Genomic DNA, 16,419 nt, shown 5'->3' on the forward strand with positions numbered 1-16,419 from the left:
GGTCGCGCAACCGCGCGCATGCAGCGTCCGTTGCGCGGCCTTTTTTGGTTCCACGGAAGCCACTGGGAAGCCGATTGATGGCAGAACTCGCCAAAGAAGTCATCCGCGTCAACATCGAAGACGAGATGCGCCAGAGCTACCTCGATTACGCCATGAGCGTGATCGTGGGACGCGCCCTTCCGGATGTACGCGACGGCCTCAAGCCAGTCCATCGCCGCGTGCTCTTCGCGATGAACGAACTGGGCAACAGCTGGAACAAGGCTTACAAGAAATCGGCACGCGTGGTCGGTGACGTGATCGGTAAGTACCACCCCCATGGCGATGCGTCGGTCTACGACGCGATCGTGCGCATGGCCCAGCCGTTCTCGTTGCGCTACATGCTGGTCGACGGCCAGGGCAACTTCGGTTCGGTCGATGGCGACAGCGCCGCGGCCATGCGATACACCGAAGTGCGCATGTCGCGTCTCACCCACGAGCTGCTGGCCGACATCGACAAGGACACGGTCGACTTCGGCCCGAACTACGACGAGAGCGAAAGCGAGCCGCTGGTGCTGCCCACCCGCGTGCCGAACCTGCTGATCAACGGCTCGGCCGGCATCGCCGTCGGCATGGCCACCAACGTGCCGCCGCACAACCTCAACGAGGTGATCGCCGGCACCATCGCGCTGATCGACGAGCCGTCACTCTCGGTCGATGAGTTGATGCAGTACATCCCCGGTCCGGACTTCCCGACCGCCGGCATCATCAACGGTGCCGCCGGCATCGTGGAGGCCTACCGCACCGGGCGCGGCCGCATTCTGGTGCGCGCGCGCGCCGAGATCGAGACCGAGGCCAACGGCCGCGAGACGATCCTGATCCACGAACTGCCCTACCAGGTGAACAAGGCGCGTCTGATCGAGAAGATCGCCGAGCTGGTCAAGGAGAAGAAGCTCGAGGGCATCAGCGAGCTGCGCGACGAGTCCGACAAGGACGGCATGCGCGTGGTGATCGAGGTGCGCCGCGACGCCATGGCCGACGTGGTGCTCAACAACCTGTTCCTGCAGACGCAGTTGCAGGTGACCTTCGGCATCAACATGGTCGCGTTGCTGGATGGCCAGCCGCGGTTACTCAACCTCAAGGAAATCCTCGAGGCCTTCATTCGCCACCGCCGCGAGGTGGTGACCCGTCGCACCATCTTCGAACTGCGCAAGGCCCGCGCCCGCGCCCACATCCTGGAAGGCCTGACCGTCGCGCTGGCCAACATCGACGAGATGATCGAGCTGATTCGCAGCTCCGCGTCGCCCGCCGAGGCGCGCGAGCGCATGCTGGCGCGCAAGTGGCAGCCGGGCATGGTCGGCACCTTGCTGGCCGCCGCCGGCGCGGAGGCCTCGCGGCCGGAAAACATGGACCCGCGCGATGGCCTCAAGGGCGATGGCTACCAGCTCTCCGACGTCCAGGCACAGGAGATCCTGGCCATGCGCCTGCATCGCCTGACCGGGCTGGAGCAGGAGAAGCTCTCCGACGAGTACCGCCAGATCCTGGAAACCATCCGTGGGCTGATCGAGATTCTCGAGAACCCGGATGTGCTGCTGAGGGTCATCCGTGAGGAACTGGAGGCCATCAAGGCCGAGTACGGCGACGATCGGCGCACCGAGATCCAGCACTCGCAGGAAGACCTCAACGTCCTGGACCTGATCGCGCCGGAGGACATGGTCGTCACCCTGTCGCACACCGGTTACGTCAAGCGCCAGCCGGCCAGCACGTATCGTGCGCAGAAGCGCGGCGGCAAGGGCCGTTCGGCGTCGGCGCTGAAGGACGAGGACGTGGTCGAGCAGTTGTGGGTGGTCAATACCCACGACACGCTGCTGACCTTCACCAGCACCGGCCGCGTCTACTGGCTCAAGGTCTACCAGATGCCCGAGGCTGGCCCGGGCGCGCGTGGCAAACCGATAGTGAACCTGCTGCCGCTGGGCGAGGGCGAGAAGGTACAGGCGGTGCTGCCGATCCGCGAATACAGCCCGGACTGCTATGTCTTCTTCGCCACCAGGAGCGGTACGGTCAAGAAGACCCCGCTGACCGAGTTCGCCTTCCAGCTGCAGCGCGGCAAGATCGCGATCAACCTGGATGAGGGCGACGCGCTGGTCGATGTGGCGATCACCGACGGCAACAGCGACATCCTGCTGTTCGCCTCCAACGGCAAGGTCAACCGCTTCGACGAGAACACCGTGCGCTCGATGGGTCGCACCGCCACCGGCGTGCGCGGCATGCGCCTGGCCGAGGGGGCGGAGGTGGTCTCGCTGATCGTGGCGGCCGAGGGCGACATCCTCACGGCGACCGAGCGTGGCTACGGCAAGCGCACCCCGCTGGAGGAGTTCACCAAGAAGGGGCGTGGCACCCAGGGCGTGATCGGCATCCAGTGCTCCGAACGCAATGGCGCACTGGTCGCCGCGGTGCAGGTCACCGAGGGCCACGAGCTGATGCTCATCTCCAACCAGGGTACGCTGGTGCGGACCCGTGTCGGGGAAATCTCGCAGTTGGGTCGCAATACCCAGGGTGTCACGCTTATCCGCCTGCCGACCGATGAGCACCTGGTCAGTGTCGTGCGGCTGGATGCCGAAGAGGCCAACGGCGAGGATGCCGAATCGACCGATGATGCGCCGCCGGAAGGTCCGGCTCCTGTCCAGGACGGAACGGAAGAAACCTGATGAACGAAAAAGCCCCGGTTCGCCGGGGTTTTTTTTGTTTTCGGCGGGCCGCCCCGAGGGTTAGCGCCGGTCGATCGAATACCTTCCCGGCCCAGTCACGCACAGCAACAGCAGGCCACCGATGATCGAGAGGTTCTTGTAGAAGTTGATCATGTTGGCCATGCGCTCGGCGCCTTCCATGGTCCAGTAGTGGTGTCCTATCAAGGCCGTGCCGAGCGTGTACAGGGCCAGCAGCAAGGCGAGCGGTCGCGTGCAGAAGCCAAGCCCAATCGCCAGGCCGACGAAGAATTCCATGATGACGACCACCGCCGCTGCCAGCGTCGGCACCGGCAAGCCCTCGCTCGCCATGTAGCCGACCGTCCCCGAAAAGTCGGTCAGCTTGGTCCAGCCGAACAGCACGAACAGCACTACCAGAAGTATCCGCGCAAGCAGGATGACCTCGTTACTGACCCTGTCGAACCGTAGGTACCGCATGGCAGCGCTCCTTTTGCGATCGATGGATGTGGCCTGGACGGGTTGATGTCGCGTACCGCGAGCGGATCGTAACGCTTCCGGGCCGCACAGGCTTTGCGTCATGGGACCCGCGCCTTGGGTACATCACCCGGTCGTGCCGGCCTCGGGTGCCTTGAGCGCCTGCAGCACCGCCTCGGCGGTGGAGACGCGGAACTCGCCGGGCGCTTCCACGTGCAACTGGCGTACCACGCCGTCCTCGGCGTAAAGCGCGAAGCGACGCGCGCGCAGGCCCATGCCGTAAGCGGTGCCATCGAATTCCAGCCCCAGCGCGCGGGCAAAGCCGCCGTTGCCGTCGGCCAGCAGCTTCATGCCGGGGGGCACCTGCTGCACGGCCGCCCACGCCTGCATCACGTACACGTCGTTCACGGCCATGCCGACCACCCCGACGCCGAGTTCGCGGAACGCCTCGAAGTGCTGCACGTAGCCAGGCAGGTGATGGTCCGAGCAGGTCGGCGTGAAGGCGCCGGGCACGGCAAACAGCACCACCCGGCCCTGGCCGAGCAGGCTGGCGGTGGACATGCGCCGGGCCGGTGCGCCGTCCTCGACTACGTCCACGTCGAGGTCCGGCAGGGCCTGGCCGATTTGGATGCTCATGGGACGTCGTCCGCGCAATGGGGCCGAGCATCGTAAACCCGCCCCGCGCCAGCTGTCGCCTTGAATCGGCGGCGCCCGTACCTACCTTTGGGTCAAGCGGCGCCTGCCGTGACCCTTTCTGGAGGACCTGCCCATGAGTTCGAACCGCAACCCGATGTGGAATGCAGCCAGCGCGTTTCCCGAGGAGATCCGCCACGCCTTCGACCGCTTCTTCCAGCAGGACGAGGCCGACCCGTCCAACGTGGTGACCAGTCAGTGGGCCCCGCGTGTGGACATCAAGGAAGAGGACAGGCGCTTCGTGATCTTCGTCGACGTCCCGGGTGTCGACCCGGCGGACATCGAGGTGAGCATGGAAAAGGGCATCCTCACCATCAAGGGCGAGCGCACCGTGCAGAACCAGGAACAGGCCGGCCGCTTCACCCGCATCGAGCGCGCGCACGGCACCTTCCATCGCCGTTTCGCGTTGCCTGACAGCGCCGATCCGGAGGGGATCACCGCGGTCGGGCGCCACGGCGTCCTGGAGATCATGATTCCCAAGCGCGCCGAAACCACGCCCCGGCGGATCTCGATTACCACCGAGCACGGCAGCAGCACGTCAGGCAGTTCGGGCTCGGGTTCGAGCAGCGGCAACCACTGAGCGGCTACCGTAGCGTGATCTTGGCGGCCCCTCGCGGTAGTCATCGCGACGGGCCGCCTGCCTGCGTTACTCCTGCCGAGGAAGGCCAGTGGAATTCAAAGATTATTACGAGATCCTCGGGGTCAAGCCCGATGCCAGCGAGGCCGAGATCAAGTCGGCGTATCGCAAGCTGGCGCGGCAGTACCACCCGGACAAGAACAAGGAGCCCGGCGCCGAGGAGCGCTTCAAGGCGATCAACGAGGCGAACGAAGCGCTGCGCGATCCCGAAAAACGCCGTACCTACGACCAGCTGCGCGCAGGCGGTTACCGCGGTGGCGAGCAATTCCGGCCGCCGCCGGGCTGGGGGCAGGGCGGTGGTTTCGACTTCGGCGGCGCCGGTGATAGCGACTTCAGCGATTTCTTCGAGAGCCTGTTCGGCCGTGCCGGCGGGGGGCCGCGCGGCCAGCCGCGCCCGCGCCGTGGCCGCGACGTGCAGGCGCAGGTGCAGATCGACCTGCAGACGGCCTTCGACGGCGGGCGCACGCGCCTGGCGCTGCAGGATGGCAGCGGCAGCGAACGGGTGCTGGAGGTAAAGATTCCCGCCGGCATTCTGCCCGGCCAGGTGATCCGGCTGAGTGGCCAGGGCCAGCCGGGCGCCGCCGGGGGGCCCAACGGCGATCTGATGCTGGAGGTTACGATCCGCGACGATCCGCGTTTCAGGCTGGAAGGCCGCAACGTGGTGCACGTGCTGCCGCTGGCGCCGTGGGAAGCGGCCCTGGGCGCCACCGTGCCGGTGCCGACGCTTGCCGGCGCGGTCGACCTGCGCATCCCGGCCGGCTCCCAGTCCGGCCGCAAGCTGCGGCTGAAAGGTCGCGGCCTACCGGGAAACCCGGCGGGAGATCAGCTGGTGGAGCTGTCGATCCGCGCACCGGCCATCGAGAGCGATGCCCAGCGCGAGGCCTACGAGGCCCTGAGCAAGCAGTTCGAAGGGTACGACCCGCGCGCGTGAGATCTTGTTGCCGCTTCCTTTCGGGAGGAAAGCGGGAACGAGTGGCGCTCTGCCAGGAGCTTGCGAATTGCGCTCAGAACAGCCGAGGAGCAACGGGGCCGAAGTTGGTGGCGAGCCCCGGCCCTCACCCAACCCCCCTCCCCGAAGGGGAGAGGACTCCAAGGCAGGCGGGCTTTCGGAGCGTTCCGACATGCGCCGGGCCCGCTTCTCTCCCCTCCGGGGAGGGGGGCGCCAAGGCAGGCGGGCTTTCGGAGCGTTCCGACATGCGACGGGCCCGCTCCCTCTCCCCTCCGGAGAGAGGGCTGGGTTGAGGGGCGCTCTTGCGGGGAGCCCGCTTGCTGTTCTTGAAGCCAGGCCATGGCGCATCGGCGCAATGGCGGCATCCCTCCACGGAACGCGAAGGGCGAAAGAAAAGGTCAGGCCGGCAGCAGCGGCTTGATGGTCGCGACCAGTTCGTCTTCCTTGATCGGCTTGGTGACGTAAGCCTTGGCGCCCTGGCGCATGCCCCACACTCGGTCGGTTTCCTGGTCCTTGGTGGTGACCAGCACGACTGGAATGTGCGCAGTGTCCGGATCCTTGCTGATGATGCGGGTGGCCTGGAAACCGTTGAGGTTGGGCATGACCACGTCCATCAAGATCAGGTCGGGGCGCTCGCGCTTGGCCGCTTCGACGCCTGCGGCGCCATCTTCGGCGGTCAGCGACTCATGGCCGAGCTTCTCGACGATGCGCTTGAGGCCCAGCAGCTGCGACGGGGAGTCGTCGACGATGAGGATTCGTGCCATGAGGTGGGGGTTTCCTGGTAGTTGTCGTGGATTCTATGCCGCGCGGAGAGCGCTTCCAAGGGCGGGCTTCAGGGGCCGCCGATGCGCACGAGGGTGCGCCCGAAGGAACGCCCGGCCAGCATGCGCTCGAAAACGGCAGGCAGCTCCTCCAGCGTGACCTCGTCGGTGGCGATCCGGTCGAGATGGCGGGGCTTCCAGTCGTCGGCCAGGTGTTGCCAGATGGCTTCGCGCAGGTTGCGCGCGGTGCCGGCCGAGGCGATCCCCAGCAGGCTCACGCCACGGATGATGAAGGGCATGACGGTGCCGTCGAAGGCGATACCCCCGGCGTTGCCGCAGATGGCCACGTTGCCGTAGGGCGCGATGAGCGGCAGCAGGCCGGCCAGCATCGGGCCGCCGACGTTGTCCAGCGCACCTCCGAAGCGGGCCGAGTCCATCGGCTTGCCGCTGAAGGCGAGCTGGTGCCGGTCGATGCACTGGCGGGCACCGAGGCCCTGCAGGAAGTCGAAATGGTCACTCTTGCCGCTGATCGCGTGCACTTCGTAGCCAGCGCGGCTGAAGATGTCGATGGCGAGCTGCCCGACGCCGCCGCTGGCGCCGGTGACCGCGATCGGGCCCATGTTCGAGGTCTGCCGGTTGTCCTGCATGCGCAGCAGGGCCAGCGCCGCGGTGAAGCCGGCGGTGCCCAGGATCATGCTCTCGCGCAGGGACAGGCCCGCGGGCACCGGGATGGTCCAGCGCGCGTCCAGCCGGGCGTATTCGGCATAGCCCCCATCGCGCGTCTCGGACAGGCCGCTGCCCGTGCACAGCACGGCGTCGCCTTCCTTGAACGCGGGGTCGGTGGAGGCCACCACGTGGCCGGCCAGATCGATGCCGCCGTTCAGCGGATACTGGCGCAGGATCTTGCCCTTGCCGGTGCCGGCCAGAGCGTCCTTGTAGTTGACCGACGACCAGGCGACCTTGACCAGCACTTCGCCCGGTGTGAGTGCGCCGGTATCGATGCGTTCGATGCCGCTGCGATAGCCGGGCGGGTCGTTGTGGATGCGCATGGCGCGGAACGCGTTGGAAGGGCTCATGCTTGCCTCCTTGCCTGCACTTCAGGCGTCGATGCTGCGGTCGTCGACCCACTTGGGCAGATAGCGACCTTCGTAGCTTGCCATCCAGTCGAACAGGGCCACCATGTCGTCCCCGAACCAGACGTCTTCGCGCTGCTCCGGACGCACGAAGCGCTCGGCGACCATGTGATCCATCATCGCGCGCAAGTGCGTGTAATAGCCGCGTACGTCGAGGAAGCCACAGGGATAGCGATGCAGGCCCAGTTGCGCCCAGGTCAGCATCTCGAACATCTCGTCCATGGTGCCGAAGCCGCCGGGCAGGGCGGCGAAGGCGTCGGAAAGCTCGTACATGCGCGTCTTGCGCTGGTGCATGGTCTCGACCACCACCAGTTCGGTCAGCCCCGGATGGGCGACCTCCAGGTCAACCAGCTGGCGCGGGATCACCCCGATCGCCTTGCCACCTGCCTCCAGCACCGCATCGGCGACCGTGCCCATCAACCCGACCTTGCCGCCGCCGTAGACGAGCGCGATGCCGCGCCGGGCCATCTCGGTGCCGAAGGCGCGGGCCTGTTCGACGTAATCGGGGTGGCTGCCGCTGCTGGAGCCGCAATAGACGCAGAGGGCGGTGGGCTGGGGCATGGGTATCCGGTCTGCTTGGGTGTCCGCAGGAGCCCGCTTGCGGGCGATGCTTCTGCTCTGATGCGTCAACGTCAGAACATCGCCCACAAGTGGGCTCCTACGAGAGTTTCGGGGGCTCTGGCGAAACGAAACGGCCCGCCCATGTCGCCACGAGCGGGCCGTCTGGCCGTCCGGCGGGCGGTCAGTTGCCCTTGTGGATGGCGCGCTTGTCGACCGACAGCGCGGCCTCGTGCACGGCCTCGGACAGGGTCGGGTGGGCGTGGACGATGCGCGCCAGGTCCTCGGAGGAGCCCTTGAACTCCATCGCGACCACGCACTCGGCGATCAGCTCGGATACGCCCGGGCCGACCATGTGCACGCCCAGGATGCGGTCGGTGTCGGCGTGGGCGAGCATCTTCACCTGGCCGATCGCCTCGTTCATCGCCACCGCACGGCCGATGGCCGCGAACGGGAAGGTGCCGACCCTGTACGGCACGCCCTCGTCCTTGAGCTGCTTTTCGGTCTTGCCGGCCCAGGCGATCTCCGGCTCGGTGTAGATCACCCACGGCACGGTGTCGAGGTTGATGTGGCCGGCCTTGCCGGCGATCCACTCGGCCACCGCCACGCCTTCCTCGGAGCCCTTGTGCGCCAGCATCGGGCCGCGCACGGCGTCGCCGATCGCCCACACGCCGTCCACGCCGGTGTGGTTGTGCTCGTCGACCACGATGCGGCCGCGCTCGTCCAGCTTGACGCCGGTGTCTTCGGCCAGCAGGCCGTCGGTGTAGGCGCGGCGGCCCACGGCCACCAGCAGCTTGTCGACCACGAGTTTCTGCTCGCCGTCCTTGTCGGCATAGGTCAGGTGCACGCCGTCCTTCTTCACCTCGGCCTTGGAGACCTTGGCGCCGAGCTTGATGGCCAGGCCCTGCTTGGTGAATTCCTTCAGCGCGATCTTGGCGATGTCCGCATCGGCGGCGCCCAGGAAGTCGGGCAGGGCCTCGAGCACGGTGACCTCGGCGCCCATGCGCTTCCACACGCTGCCGAGCTCCAGCCCGATCACGCCGGCGCCGATCACGCCCAGGCGCTTGGGCACTTCGGTAAAGTCCAGCGCGCCGGCGTTGTCGACGATGGTCTTGCCGTCGAACTTCGCGAACGGCAGCTCGATCGGCACCGAGCCGGAAGCCAGGATCACGTTGGTCGCGCTGATCGTCTGCTTGCTGCCGTCCTTGCCGGTGATCTCGACCGAGTTGCCCTTGAGCAGCTTGCCCTTGCCGTAGAACGCGGTGACCTTGTTGGCCTTGAACAGCTGGCCGATGCCGCCGGTGAACTGCTTGACGATCTTGTCCTTGCGGCCGATGAAGGTGCCCAGGTCGACCTTGGCGCCTTCCACGCTGATGCCGTGGACGGGGAAGTTGTGCGAGATGTTCCAGAACTGGCGCGAGGAATCGAGCAACGCCTTGGACGGGATGCAGCCCACGTTGAGGCAGGTGCCGCCGAGCGCCTGCTTGCCGTCCTTGCCGGTGAAGTCGTCAACACAGGCGGTCTTCAGGCCCAGCTGCGCGGCGCGGATCGCTGCCACATAGCCGGCCGGGCCGGCGCCGATGACGATGACGTCGAATTGTTCGCTCATTTCATTTGCTCACGCGGGAATAGGGAATGGGGAATAGGGAATGGTTAGAGCGGGAGCGGGCGGCGCTTTCGACCATTCCCGATTCTCCATTCCCCATTCCCGGATGGTTCTGGGCCTCACAGGCCCAGAAGCATCCTCTGCGGATTCTCCAGCTGGTCCTTGATGTCGACCAGGAACAGCACCGCGTCCTTGCCGTCGATGATGCGGTGGTCGTAGGAGATGGCGATGTACATCATCGGTGCGGCGATGACCTGGCCGTTCTCGACGATCGCGCGCTCCTTGATCGTGTGCATCCCGAGGATCGCGCTCTGCGGCGGGTTGACGATCGGCGTGGAGAGCAGCGAGCCGAAGGTGCCGCCGTTGGTCACGGTGAAGGTGCCGCCCTGCAGGTCGTCGAGCGAGAGCTTGCCGTCGCGCGCCTTCTTCGCGTACTCGGCGATGCCCTTCTCGATGTCGGCGAAGCTCATGTCCTGCACGTCGCGCAGCACCGGCGTCACCAGGCCCTTGTCGGTGGACACGGCGATGGAGATGTCCTGGTAGCCGTGGTAGATGATGTCGTTGCCGTCGACCGAGGCGTTGACGATCGGATGGCGCTTGAGCGCCTCGGCGACCGCCTTGACGAAGAAGCTCATGAAGCCGAGCTTGATGCCGTGCGTCTTCTGGAACTGTTCGCCCAGCGACTTGCGCATCTTCACGACCTCGGCCAGGTTCACCTCGTTGAACGAGGTGAGCATGGCGATCGAGTTCTTCGACTGCATCAGGCGCTCGGCGATCTTGGCGCGCATACGGGTCATCGGCACGCGCTCTTCCGGACGCGAACCCGGCGTGGGCTTGGCGGCCGGCGCCGGAGCAGCGCCTCCCTTGCCGTAGTTGACCAGGTCTTCCTTGGTCACGCGGCCGTCGCGGCCGGTGCCGGCGACCTTGGACGGGTCGATCTGCTCCTCCGTGGCGACGCGGCGGCCGGCCGGGGACAGCTCGTCCACGCCCTTGCCAGCCTTCGGCGCCTCGGCCTTGGCCGGAGCCGGGGCAGCAGCCTTGGGCTCTTCCTTCGCGACGGGCGCGGGCGCCGGCGCGGCGGCGCCTTCCTCGAGAACCGCGATGACCTGCTGGCTGTTCACCGTGTCGCCGGCCTGGTGCCTGATTTCCTTGAGCACGCCGTCGACCGGGGAGGGCACTTCCAGTACCACCTTGTCGGTTTCAAGGTCGACCAGGTTCTCGTCGCGCTTGACCGCCTCGCCGACCTTCTTGTGCCAGCTGGCGATGGTGGCGTCGGAAACCGACTCGGGCAGGACGGGGACTTTGACTTCGATGGACATGACGGGTCCTTAAAGGTGGGCGCCGGTCCTGGCGCGGCACAAAGCGGCCATCCTGGCCGCACGATCCGAGAAGTTTACTCTGCCGACTGGTCGTCGCCGACCGGCGCGACCAGCGCCTGCTCGACCAGCGCCGTCTGTTCGGCGATGTGGGTGTTGAGGTGGCCGGCGGCCGGGGCCGGCGAGCGGCCACGACCGGCGTAGGACAGGCTGTGCTTGGCGCCCACGCAGGCCTGCAGGTGGTGGCGGATCTGGAACCAGGCGCCCTGGTTCATCGGCTCTTCCTGGCACCACACCACTTCCCTGGCCGACGGGTAGTTGGCCAGCTCATCGACCACGCGCGGGCGCGGGAACGGATAGAGCTGCTCGACGCGCACGATCGCCACGTCGGTCAGCCCGCGCTTCTCCGCGTCCTCGAGCAGGTCGTAGTAGACCTTGCCCGAGCACAGCACCACGCGCTTGACCTTCTTGGGTGCGAGGTCGCGGTGTTCGCCGATAACCAGCTGGAACTCGCCGCTCGCCAACTCGTCCAGCGAGGACACCGCCAGCTTGTGGCGCAGCAGCGACTTGGGCGTCATCACGATCAGCGGCTTGCGCACCGGGCGCACCATCTGGCGGCGGATCATGTGGAAGGCCTGCGCCGGGGTGGTCGGCACGCACACCTGCATGTTGTCCATCGCGCACAGCTGCAGGAAACGCTCCAGACGCGCGGACGAATGCTCCGGGCCCTGGCCTTCGTAGCCATGCGGCAGGAACAGCGCCAGGCCGCACAGGCGGTTCCACTTGGCCTCGCCGGAGCTGATGAACTGGTCGATCACCACCTGCGCGCCGTTGGCGAAGTCGCCGAACTGGGCCTCCCAGATGTCCAGCGTCTGCGGATCGGTGGTGGCATGGCCGTACTCGAACGCCATCACCGCTTCCTCGGACAGCAGCGAGTCGATGATCTCGACGTCGGCGCCCGCGCGCACGGTGGCCAGCGGCATGTAGGTGTGGCCGTCCTTCTGGTCGTGCAGCACCGCGTGGCGGTGGAAGAAGGTGCCGCGGCCGGAGTCCTGGCCGACCAGGCGCAGGTTGTAGTCCTGGTCGATCAGCGTGGCGTACGCCAGGTTCTCCGCAAAACCCCAGTCGGCCGGGTGCTCGCCTGAGGCCATCTTGCGGCGGTCGTCGTAGATCTTGGCCACGCGCGGTTGCAGCGTGAGGTCGGTCGGCAGGGCCAAAAGGTGGTTCGCCAGCTCCAGCAGCTTCTGCTTCGGCACGCCGGTGTCGGTCGGGGTGGACAGCTTGCCGCCGGCGAAGCGGCTCCAGTCGACGTGGATGTCGCGCTCGGGGTTCGCGTCGAGCGCGGTCATCGACCCGCCCGCTTCCAGACGGTCACGGTAAGCGTCGAGTTCCTTTTGCCCGTCGCCCTCGGCCAGCACGCCTTCCTTGACCAGCTGCTGCGCGTACAGATCGCGCGTGGTCGGGCGCTTCTTGATGATCTGGTACATCACCGGCTGCGTGGCGGACGGCTCGTCCGCCTCGTTGTGGCCATGGCGGCGGTAGCAGACCAGGTCGATGACCACGTCCTTGCGGAACTGCTTGCGGAAGTCGTAGGCCAGGCGGGTGACTTCGATCACTGCTTCCGGATCGTCCCCGTTTACGTGCAGCACCGGCGCGTTGACCATCTTGGCCAGGTCGGTGCAGTACAACGTCGAGCGGGCGTCCTGCGGATTGGACGTGGTGAAGCCCACCTGGTTGTTGATCACGATGTGCAGGCTGCCGCCGATCTTGAAGCCGCGCGCCTGCGACATCTGGAACAGCTCCATGTTGACGCCCTGGCCGGCGAAGGCCGCGTCGCCGTGGATCAGCACCGCCATCGACTGGGTGCGCTCGCCATCGTGGCGGCGGATCTGCCGCGCATGCACGGAGCCGGCGACCACCGGGTTGACGATTTCCAGGTGCGAGGGATTGAACGCCAGCGCTACGTGCACGCCGTTGCCCTTGGGCGTCTTGACGTCGGCGGAGAAGCCCATGTGGTACTTCACGTCGCCCGAGTGCGCCGGGTCGTCCGGGTGCTCGAACTTGCCCTCGAACTCGTTGAACAGCGTCTTGGGCGGCTTGCCCAGGATGTTGACCAGTACGTTCAGGCGGCCGCGATGGGCCATGCCGATGACCAGGTCCTTGACGCCGTTGTCGCCGGCGGAGCTGACCACGTCATCGACCATCGGGATCAGGCTGTCGCCGCCCTCGAGCGAGAAGCGCTTCTGGCCGACGTACTTGGTGTGCAGGTAACGCTCAAGGCCTTCGGCGGCGGTCAGACCGGCCAGCACGCGCTTCTTGCCGCTGGCGTCCAGGCCGGCACTGCCGTTGGCCTGTTCCAGCCGGGAGTAGATCCAGGCGCGTTGTGCGTGGTCGGAGATGTACATGAACTCCGCGCCGATCGTGCCGGCGTAGGTTTTCTTCAGCCGCGCGAGCAGCTCGCGCAGCTTCATGCGCTGGCCGCCGCCGGCGTAAGTGCCGCAGTCGAATTCGGTGTCGAGGTCCGCGTCGGACAGCCCGTGGAAGGCCAACCCCAGGTCCGGCGCCTCCATCTTGTTGGCCAGGCCCAGCGGATCCAGGTTCGCGGCCAGATGACCGCGCGAGCGGTAGGCGGTCAGCAGGCGCAGCACGCCGGCCTGCTTGCGGGCGTGGGCGTCGTCGACCGGAGCGCCGGCCACGCGACGTTGCTTCTGGGCGGCCTCAATGCGGGCGATCGCGGCCGAATGCGGGGTATCGCTGCTGCGCCCCTTGAACAATTCGAAGTAACCGGCCCAGTCGGCCGTCACCGACGCGGGGTCGGCGAGCCAGGACTCGTAAAGCTGTTCGACGTAATCGGCGTTGCCGCCAGCGAGTTGGGAGGACTCGGAAAACTCGCGAATCAGGTTCGTGCTCACGTCACCACCGGCAGGGAAGGGAGGCTTTTGCGGCCGTCCGACTGGGGAAGGGCGAAGGCCGTATGCAATCTTAACGATTATACGCCGGGCCTGCTGCGCCGCGGCAAGCCGGACAACCCTTTGGAGGTCGCGGTGCGGCCGCGGATTTCAAGGTCACGCCCGCAAGGATTGGCATGGCACGGTGGATGTGGGCGTGCAGGGGCACGGAACAGCCGCGAGCCTGGGGTGCAGGCTTCGTTCAGTTGGCTGGCCATGGCGGAGTGCGCCATCGAGTGCGGGACGGTTGCGACCGAGCCCTTCCCCCGTTCACAGGGAAGGTGCCGACAGGCTGATGGGGGAAGCCTGGCCTCGGCCTACCCGGACCAGGCCTCCCTGTGGACGGGCAATCCGCTTGCCCCGCGGTGTGGGGAAGGATCGTTGGTCCTCCTGGCCATGGCGGAGGGCGCCAACGAGTGCGGGACGGTTGCGACCGAGTCCTTCCCCCGTTCACGGGGAAGGTGCCGACAGGCGGATGGGGGAAGCCTAGCCTCGGCCTACCCGGACCGCACGCCCCTGTGGCCGCGCAATCCGCTTGCCGCATACGCTCTTCGGGCACCTCCCTCCGCGGGCGGGGAATAACCGTTCGATCCGCGCGGGCGGGTCAGGTACGCGCGTGCGCCGCGGCGGCGATCGCATCCTGCAACTGGGTGGGGGTGAACGGCTTGGAGACCACGATCACCCCTTCGGGCGCTCCGGAAATCGCCGCCTTGTCGGCGTAGCCGCTGATGATGATACCGGGCAGTCCGGGCTTCACTGTGCGCAGCTTGCGGATCACCTCCGAGCCGGACACCAGCGGCATGGCGTAGTCGCTGATGATGAAGTCGATCGCCTGCAGGTGGTCGGCCTGGATCAACTGGCTCACGTGTTCGCCGTCGGCGGCAGTGGTGACCTGGTGGCCCAGGTCTTCGAGCATCGCGGCGGTCGTGGCCCGCACCCCCTCGTGGTCGTCGACCAGCAGGATGTGGCGGGTACGGTTGGTCGCGGACGAGCCATCCGTCGCGACGACCGCGGGCCGGCGTGCCGCCTCCGGGGCGCGCGGCAGCCACAGCTCGACCGTGGTGCCCTGGTCCAGGCGGCTCTCGATACGCATGGTGCCGCCCGATTGCTGGGCGAAGCCGTAGACCATGGACAGGCCCAGGCCGGTGCCCTTGCCGACGGCCTTGGTGGTGAAGAACGGTTCGGTCACGCGCTCGAGCATCTCCGGCGCGATGCCGCAGCCGGTATCGGAAACCGCGAGCACCACGTAGTCGCCCGCAGCCGCATCGTCACCGCCCGCCACGCTGACGTTGCGGCAGGCCACGCAGATCTTGCCGCCCTCGGGCATGGCGTCGCGCGCGTTGATCGCCAGGTTCATCAACGCCAGTTCGAGCTGGGTTTCGTCCGCATAGGGCGACCACAGGCCCTCCTGCAGCTCCCATTCCAGCGCGACCAGTCCACCCAGCGTATGTCCCAGCAACTGGGTGACCGCGTCGGTCAGGTCGACCATGTCGATGTGCGCCGGCTCGAGCTTCTGCTTGCGCGCGAACGCGAGCAGCCGCGAGACCAGTTCGGCGCCCTGCTGGGCCGCGTGGCGGGTCATGTCCAGCACCTTGCGCTGGTCGTCACCCAGAGTGACGCGCCGCTCGATCAGGCCCAGGCCGCCGAGCACGGCCGCCAGCAGGTTGTTGAAATCGTGTGCGATGCCGCCGGTCAGCTGGCCCAGCGCGTCCATCTTGCGCACGTGCAGCAGCTGGGTTTCGAGGTTCTTGCGGTCGGTGACGTCGAGCAGGGTGCCCGCGTACTCCAGCGGGCGACCCTCGGCATCGCGCAGCAACACCGCCTGGTCGAGGAAGTGCTTGTAGGTGCCGTCGGCACATTGCCAGCGGTACTCGACCGCATAGGAGCGGCCCTGGCGGCGCGCGCGCAGGGCGTCGACGACGCGGTCGCGGTCCTCCGGGTGCAAACGGTCCAGCCAAAGCGTGGGCGTGGCCACCACGTCGTCGTAGGTGAACCCGGTGACCGCGGTGAAGTTGCCGCTGACGAACTTGGGCATGCGCGGCGTGGCGTCCTGGTCTTCCAGGTAGAGCACCAGCGGCAGCGAGTGGATGATCACCGCCTGGCGCTGCTCGGCCAGGCGCAGTTCCTGCTCGGCGCGCAGGCGCTCGGCGTTGGCGCGCAGATTGGCATCGAGCAGTTGTTGTTCCTGTTTCGCCTTGCGGCGCACCTCGCGGGTCATCATGTACAGGTCGACGAATACGGCCGCCTTGGAGCGCAGCACCACCGGTTCGACCGGTTTGAACACGTAGTCGACCGCGCCCATCGCGTAGCCGCGGATCAGGTGTTCGGTTTCCTTGTTGACCGCCGAGAGGAAGATGATCGGGATGCGCTTGGTCTGTTCGCGCGCACGAATGATCTGCGCCGTCTCGTAGCCGTCCATGCCCGGCATGTAGACGTCCAGCAGGATCACTGCGAACTCGCCCTTGAGCAGTTGCCGCAGCGCGTCCTCGCCGGAACGGGCGAGCACCACGTCGGCGATGTCCTCGAGCACGGTGCGGATCGCCAGCAGGTTGCGCTCGTCGTCGTCGACGATGAGGATGCGCGCCCGCTCGGACGGCTCGGCCGGATGGCTGCGCCGCGGCGCGGACAGGGATTGGCGGGAAACGGGTGCGTTCATGGCGTCT

12 protein-coding genes are annotated in these 16,419 nt (G+C 67.1%); 3 read left to right on the forward strand and 9 right to left on the reverse strand.

Annotated features, from left to right (window positions below; all coding sequences use genetic code 11):
- Positions 1–77 precede the first annotated feature (77 nt).
- Positions 78–2,684 (forward strand): DNA gyrase subunit A, encoded by a 2,607-nt coding sequence (gene gyrA / locus J7I44_RS01525; protein ID WP_209614788.1) that lies wholly within the window; start codon positions 78–80, stop codon positions 2,682–2,684.
- 60 nt (positions 2,685–2,744) lie between these two features.
- On the opposite strand, the gene J7I44_RS01530 is transcribed toward gyrA, so the two are convergent.
- Both J7I44_RS01530 and J7I44_RS01535 read right to left on the reverse strand, forming a co-directional pair.
- Positions 2,745–3,158 carry a DoxX family protein gene (locus tag J7I44_RS01530; RefSeq protein ID WP_209614790.1) on the reverse strand — a complete coding sequence of 138 codons (414 nt, stop codon included), beginning with the start codon at positions 3,156–3,158 and terminating at the stop codon, positions 2,745–2,747.
- Between the two features lie 123 nt (positions 3,159–3,281).
- Positions 3,282–3,791 (reverse strand): peroxiredoxin, encoded by a 510-nt coding sequence (locus J7I44_RS01535; RefSeq protein WP_209614792.1) that lies wholly within the window; start codon positions 3,789–3,791, stop codon positions 3,282–3,284.
- Between the two features lie 133 nt (positions 3,792–3,924).
- Here J7I44_RS01535 and J7I44_RS01540 point away from each other — a divergent pair, with 133 nt between their 5' ends.
- Both J7I44_RS01540 and J7I44_RS01545 read left to right on the forward strand, forming a co-directional pair.
- Positions 3,925–4,428 (forward strand): Hsp20/alpha crystallin family protein, encoded by a 504-nt coding sequence (locus J7I44_RS01540; RefSeq protein WP_209614794.1) that lies wholly within the window; start codon positions 3,925–3,927, stop codon positions 4,426–4,428.
- A gap of 88 nt (positions 4,429–4,516) precedes the next feature.
- Entirely contained in the window at positions 4,517–5,416 is a 900-nt protein-coding gene (locus J7I44_RS01545; RefSeq protein ID WP_209614796.1) for a DnaJ C-terminal domain-containing protein, read from the forward strand.
- Positions 5,417–5,832: 416 nt separating this feature from the next.
- Here J7I44_RS01545 and pilH read toward each other — a convergent pair whose 3' ends face one another.
- The 7 genes from pilH to J7I44_RS01580 all read right to left on the reverse strand — a co-directional run bounded on the left by pilH (position 5,833) and on the right by J7I44_RS01580 (position 16,412).
- On the reverse strand, positions 5,833–6,198 hold the full coding sequence (gene pilH, locus J7I44_RS01550; protein WP_209614798.1) for a twitching motility response regulator PilH: 366 nt from the start codon (positions 6,196–6,198) through the stop codon (positions 5,833–5,835).
- A 68-nt stretch (positions 6,199–6,266) separates the two neighbouring features.
- Positions 6,267–7,271, reverse strand: coding sequence for a YhdH/YhfP family quinone oxidoreductase (locus J7I44_RS01555; protein ID WP_245187836.1), 1,005 nt, complete (start codon positions 7,269–7,271; stop codon positions 6,267–6,269).
- A gap of 21 nt (positions 7,272–7,292) precedes the next feature.
- On the reverse strand, positions 7,293–7,889 hold the full coding sequence (locus J7I44_RS01560) for an LOG family protein (protein WP_209614800.1): 597 nt from the start codon (positions 7,887–7,889) through the stop codon (positions 7,293–7,295).
- Between the two features lie 181 nt (positions 7,890–8,070).
- Positions 8,071–9,495 carry a dihydrolipoyl dehydrogenase gene (gene lpdA, locus J7I44_RS01565; RefSeq protein WP_209614802.1) on the reverse strand — a complete coding sequence of 475 codons (1,425 nt, stop codon included), beginning with the start codon at positions 9,493–9,495 and terminating at the stop codon, positions 8,071–8,073.
- 116 nt (positions 9,496–9,611) lie between these two features.
- Positions 9,612–10,811, reverse strand: a complete 1,200-nt coding sequence (odhB, locus tag J7I44_RS01570) for a 2-oxoglutarate dehydrogenase complex dihydrolipoyllysine-residue succinyltransferase (RefSeq protein ID WP_209614803.1) — start codon at positions 10,809–10,811, stop codon at positions 9,612–9,614.
- A gap of 74 nt (positions 10,812–10,885) precedes the next feature.
- A complete protein-coding gene (locus tag J7I44_RS01575; RefSeq protein WP_209614805.1) occupies positions 10,886–13,720 on the reverse strand; it encodes a 2-oxoglutarate dehydrogenase E1 component in 2,835 nt (944 codons plus the stop codon).
- 640 nt (positions 13,721–14,360) lie between these two features.
- Positions 14,361–16,412, reverse strand: a complete 2,052-nt coding sequence (locus J7I44_RS01580; RefSeq protein ID WP_209614807.1) for a response regulator — start codon at positions 16,410–16,412, stop codon at positions 14,361–14,363.
- Between the last annotated feature and the right edge of the window lie 7 nt (positions 16,413–16,419).

The organism is Frateuria flava, assembly GCF_017837635.1.
GTDB classification, from domain to species: domain Bacteria; phylum Pseudomonadota; class Gammaproteobacteria; order Xanthomonadales; family Rhodanobacteraceae; genus Frateuria_A; species Frateuria_A flava.

Coding starts and splice junctions, on each gene's coding strand:
- gyrA (WP_209614788.1), top strand. CDS start 78: ATGGCAGAACTCGCCAAAGAAGTCATCCGCGTCAACATCGAAGACGAG.
- J7I44_RS01530 (WP_209614790.1), bottom strand. CDS start 3,158: ATGCGGTACCTACGGTTCGACAGGGTCAGTAACGAGGTCATCCTGCTT.
- J7I44_RS01535 (WP_209614792.1), bottom strand. CDS start 3,791: ATGAGCATCCAAATCGGCCAGGCCCTGCCGGACCTCGACGTGGACGTA.
- J7I44_RS01540 (WP_209614794.1), top strand. CDS start 3,925: ATGAGTTCGAACCGCAACCCGATGTGGAATGCAGCCAGCGCGTTTCCC.
- pilH (WP_209614798.1), bottom strand. CDS start 6,198: ATGGCACGAATCCTCATCGTCGACGACTCCCCGTCGCAGCTGCTGGGC.
- J7I44_RS01555 (WP_245187836.1), bottom strand. CDS start 7,271: ATGAGCCCTTCCAACGCGTTCCGCGCCATGCGCATCCACAACGACCCG.
- J7I44_RS01560 (WP_209614800.1), bottom strand. CDS start 7,889: ATGCCCCAGCCCACCGCCCTCTGCGTCTATTGCGGCTCCAGCAGCGGC.
- lpdA (WP_209614802.1), bottom strand. CDS start 9,495: ATGAGCGAACAATTCGACGTCATCGTCATCGGCGCCGGCCCGGCCGGC.
- odhB (WP_209614803.1), bottom strand. CDS start 10,811: ATGTCCATCGAAGTCAAAGTCCCCGTCCTGCCCGAGTCGGTTTCCGAC.
- J7I44_RS01580 (WP_209614807.1), bottom strand. CDS start 16,412: ATGAACGCACCCGTTTCCCGCCAATCCCTGTCCGCGCCGCGGCGCAGC.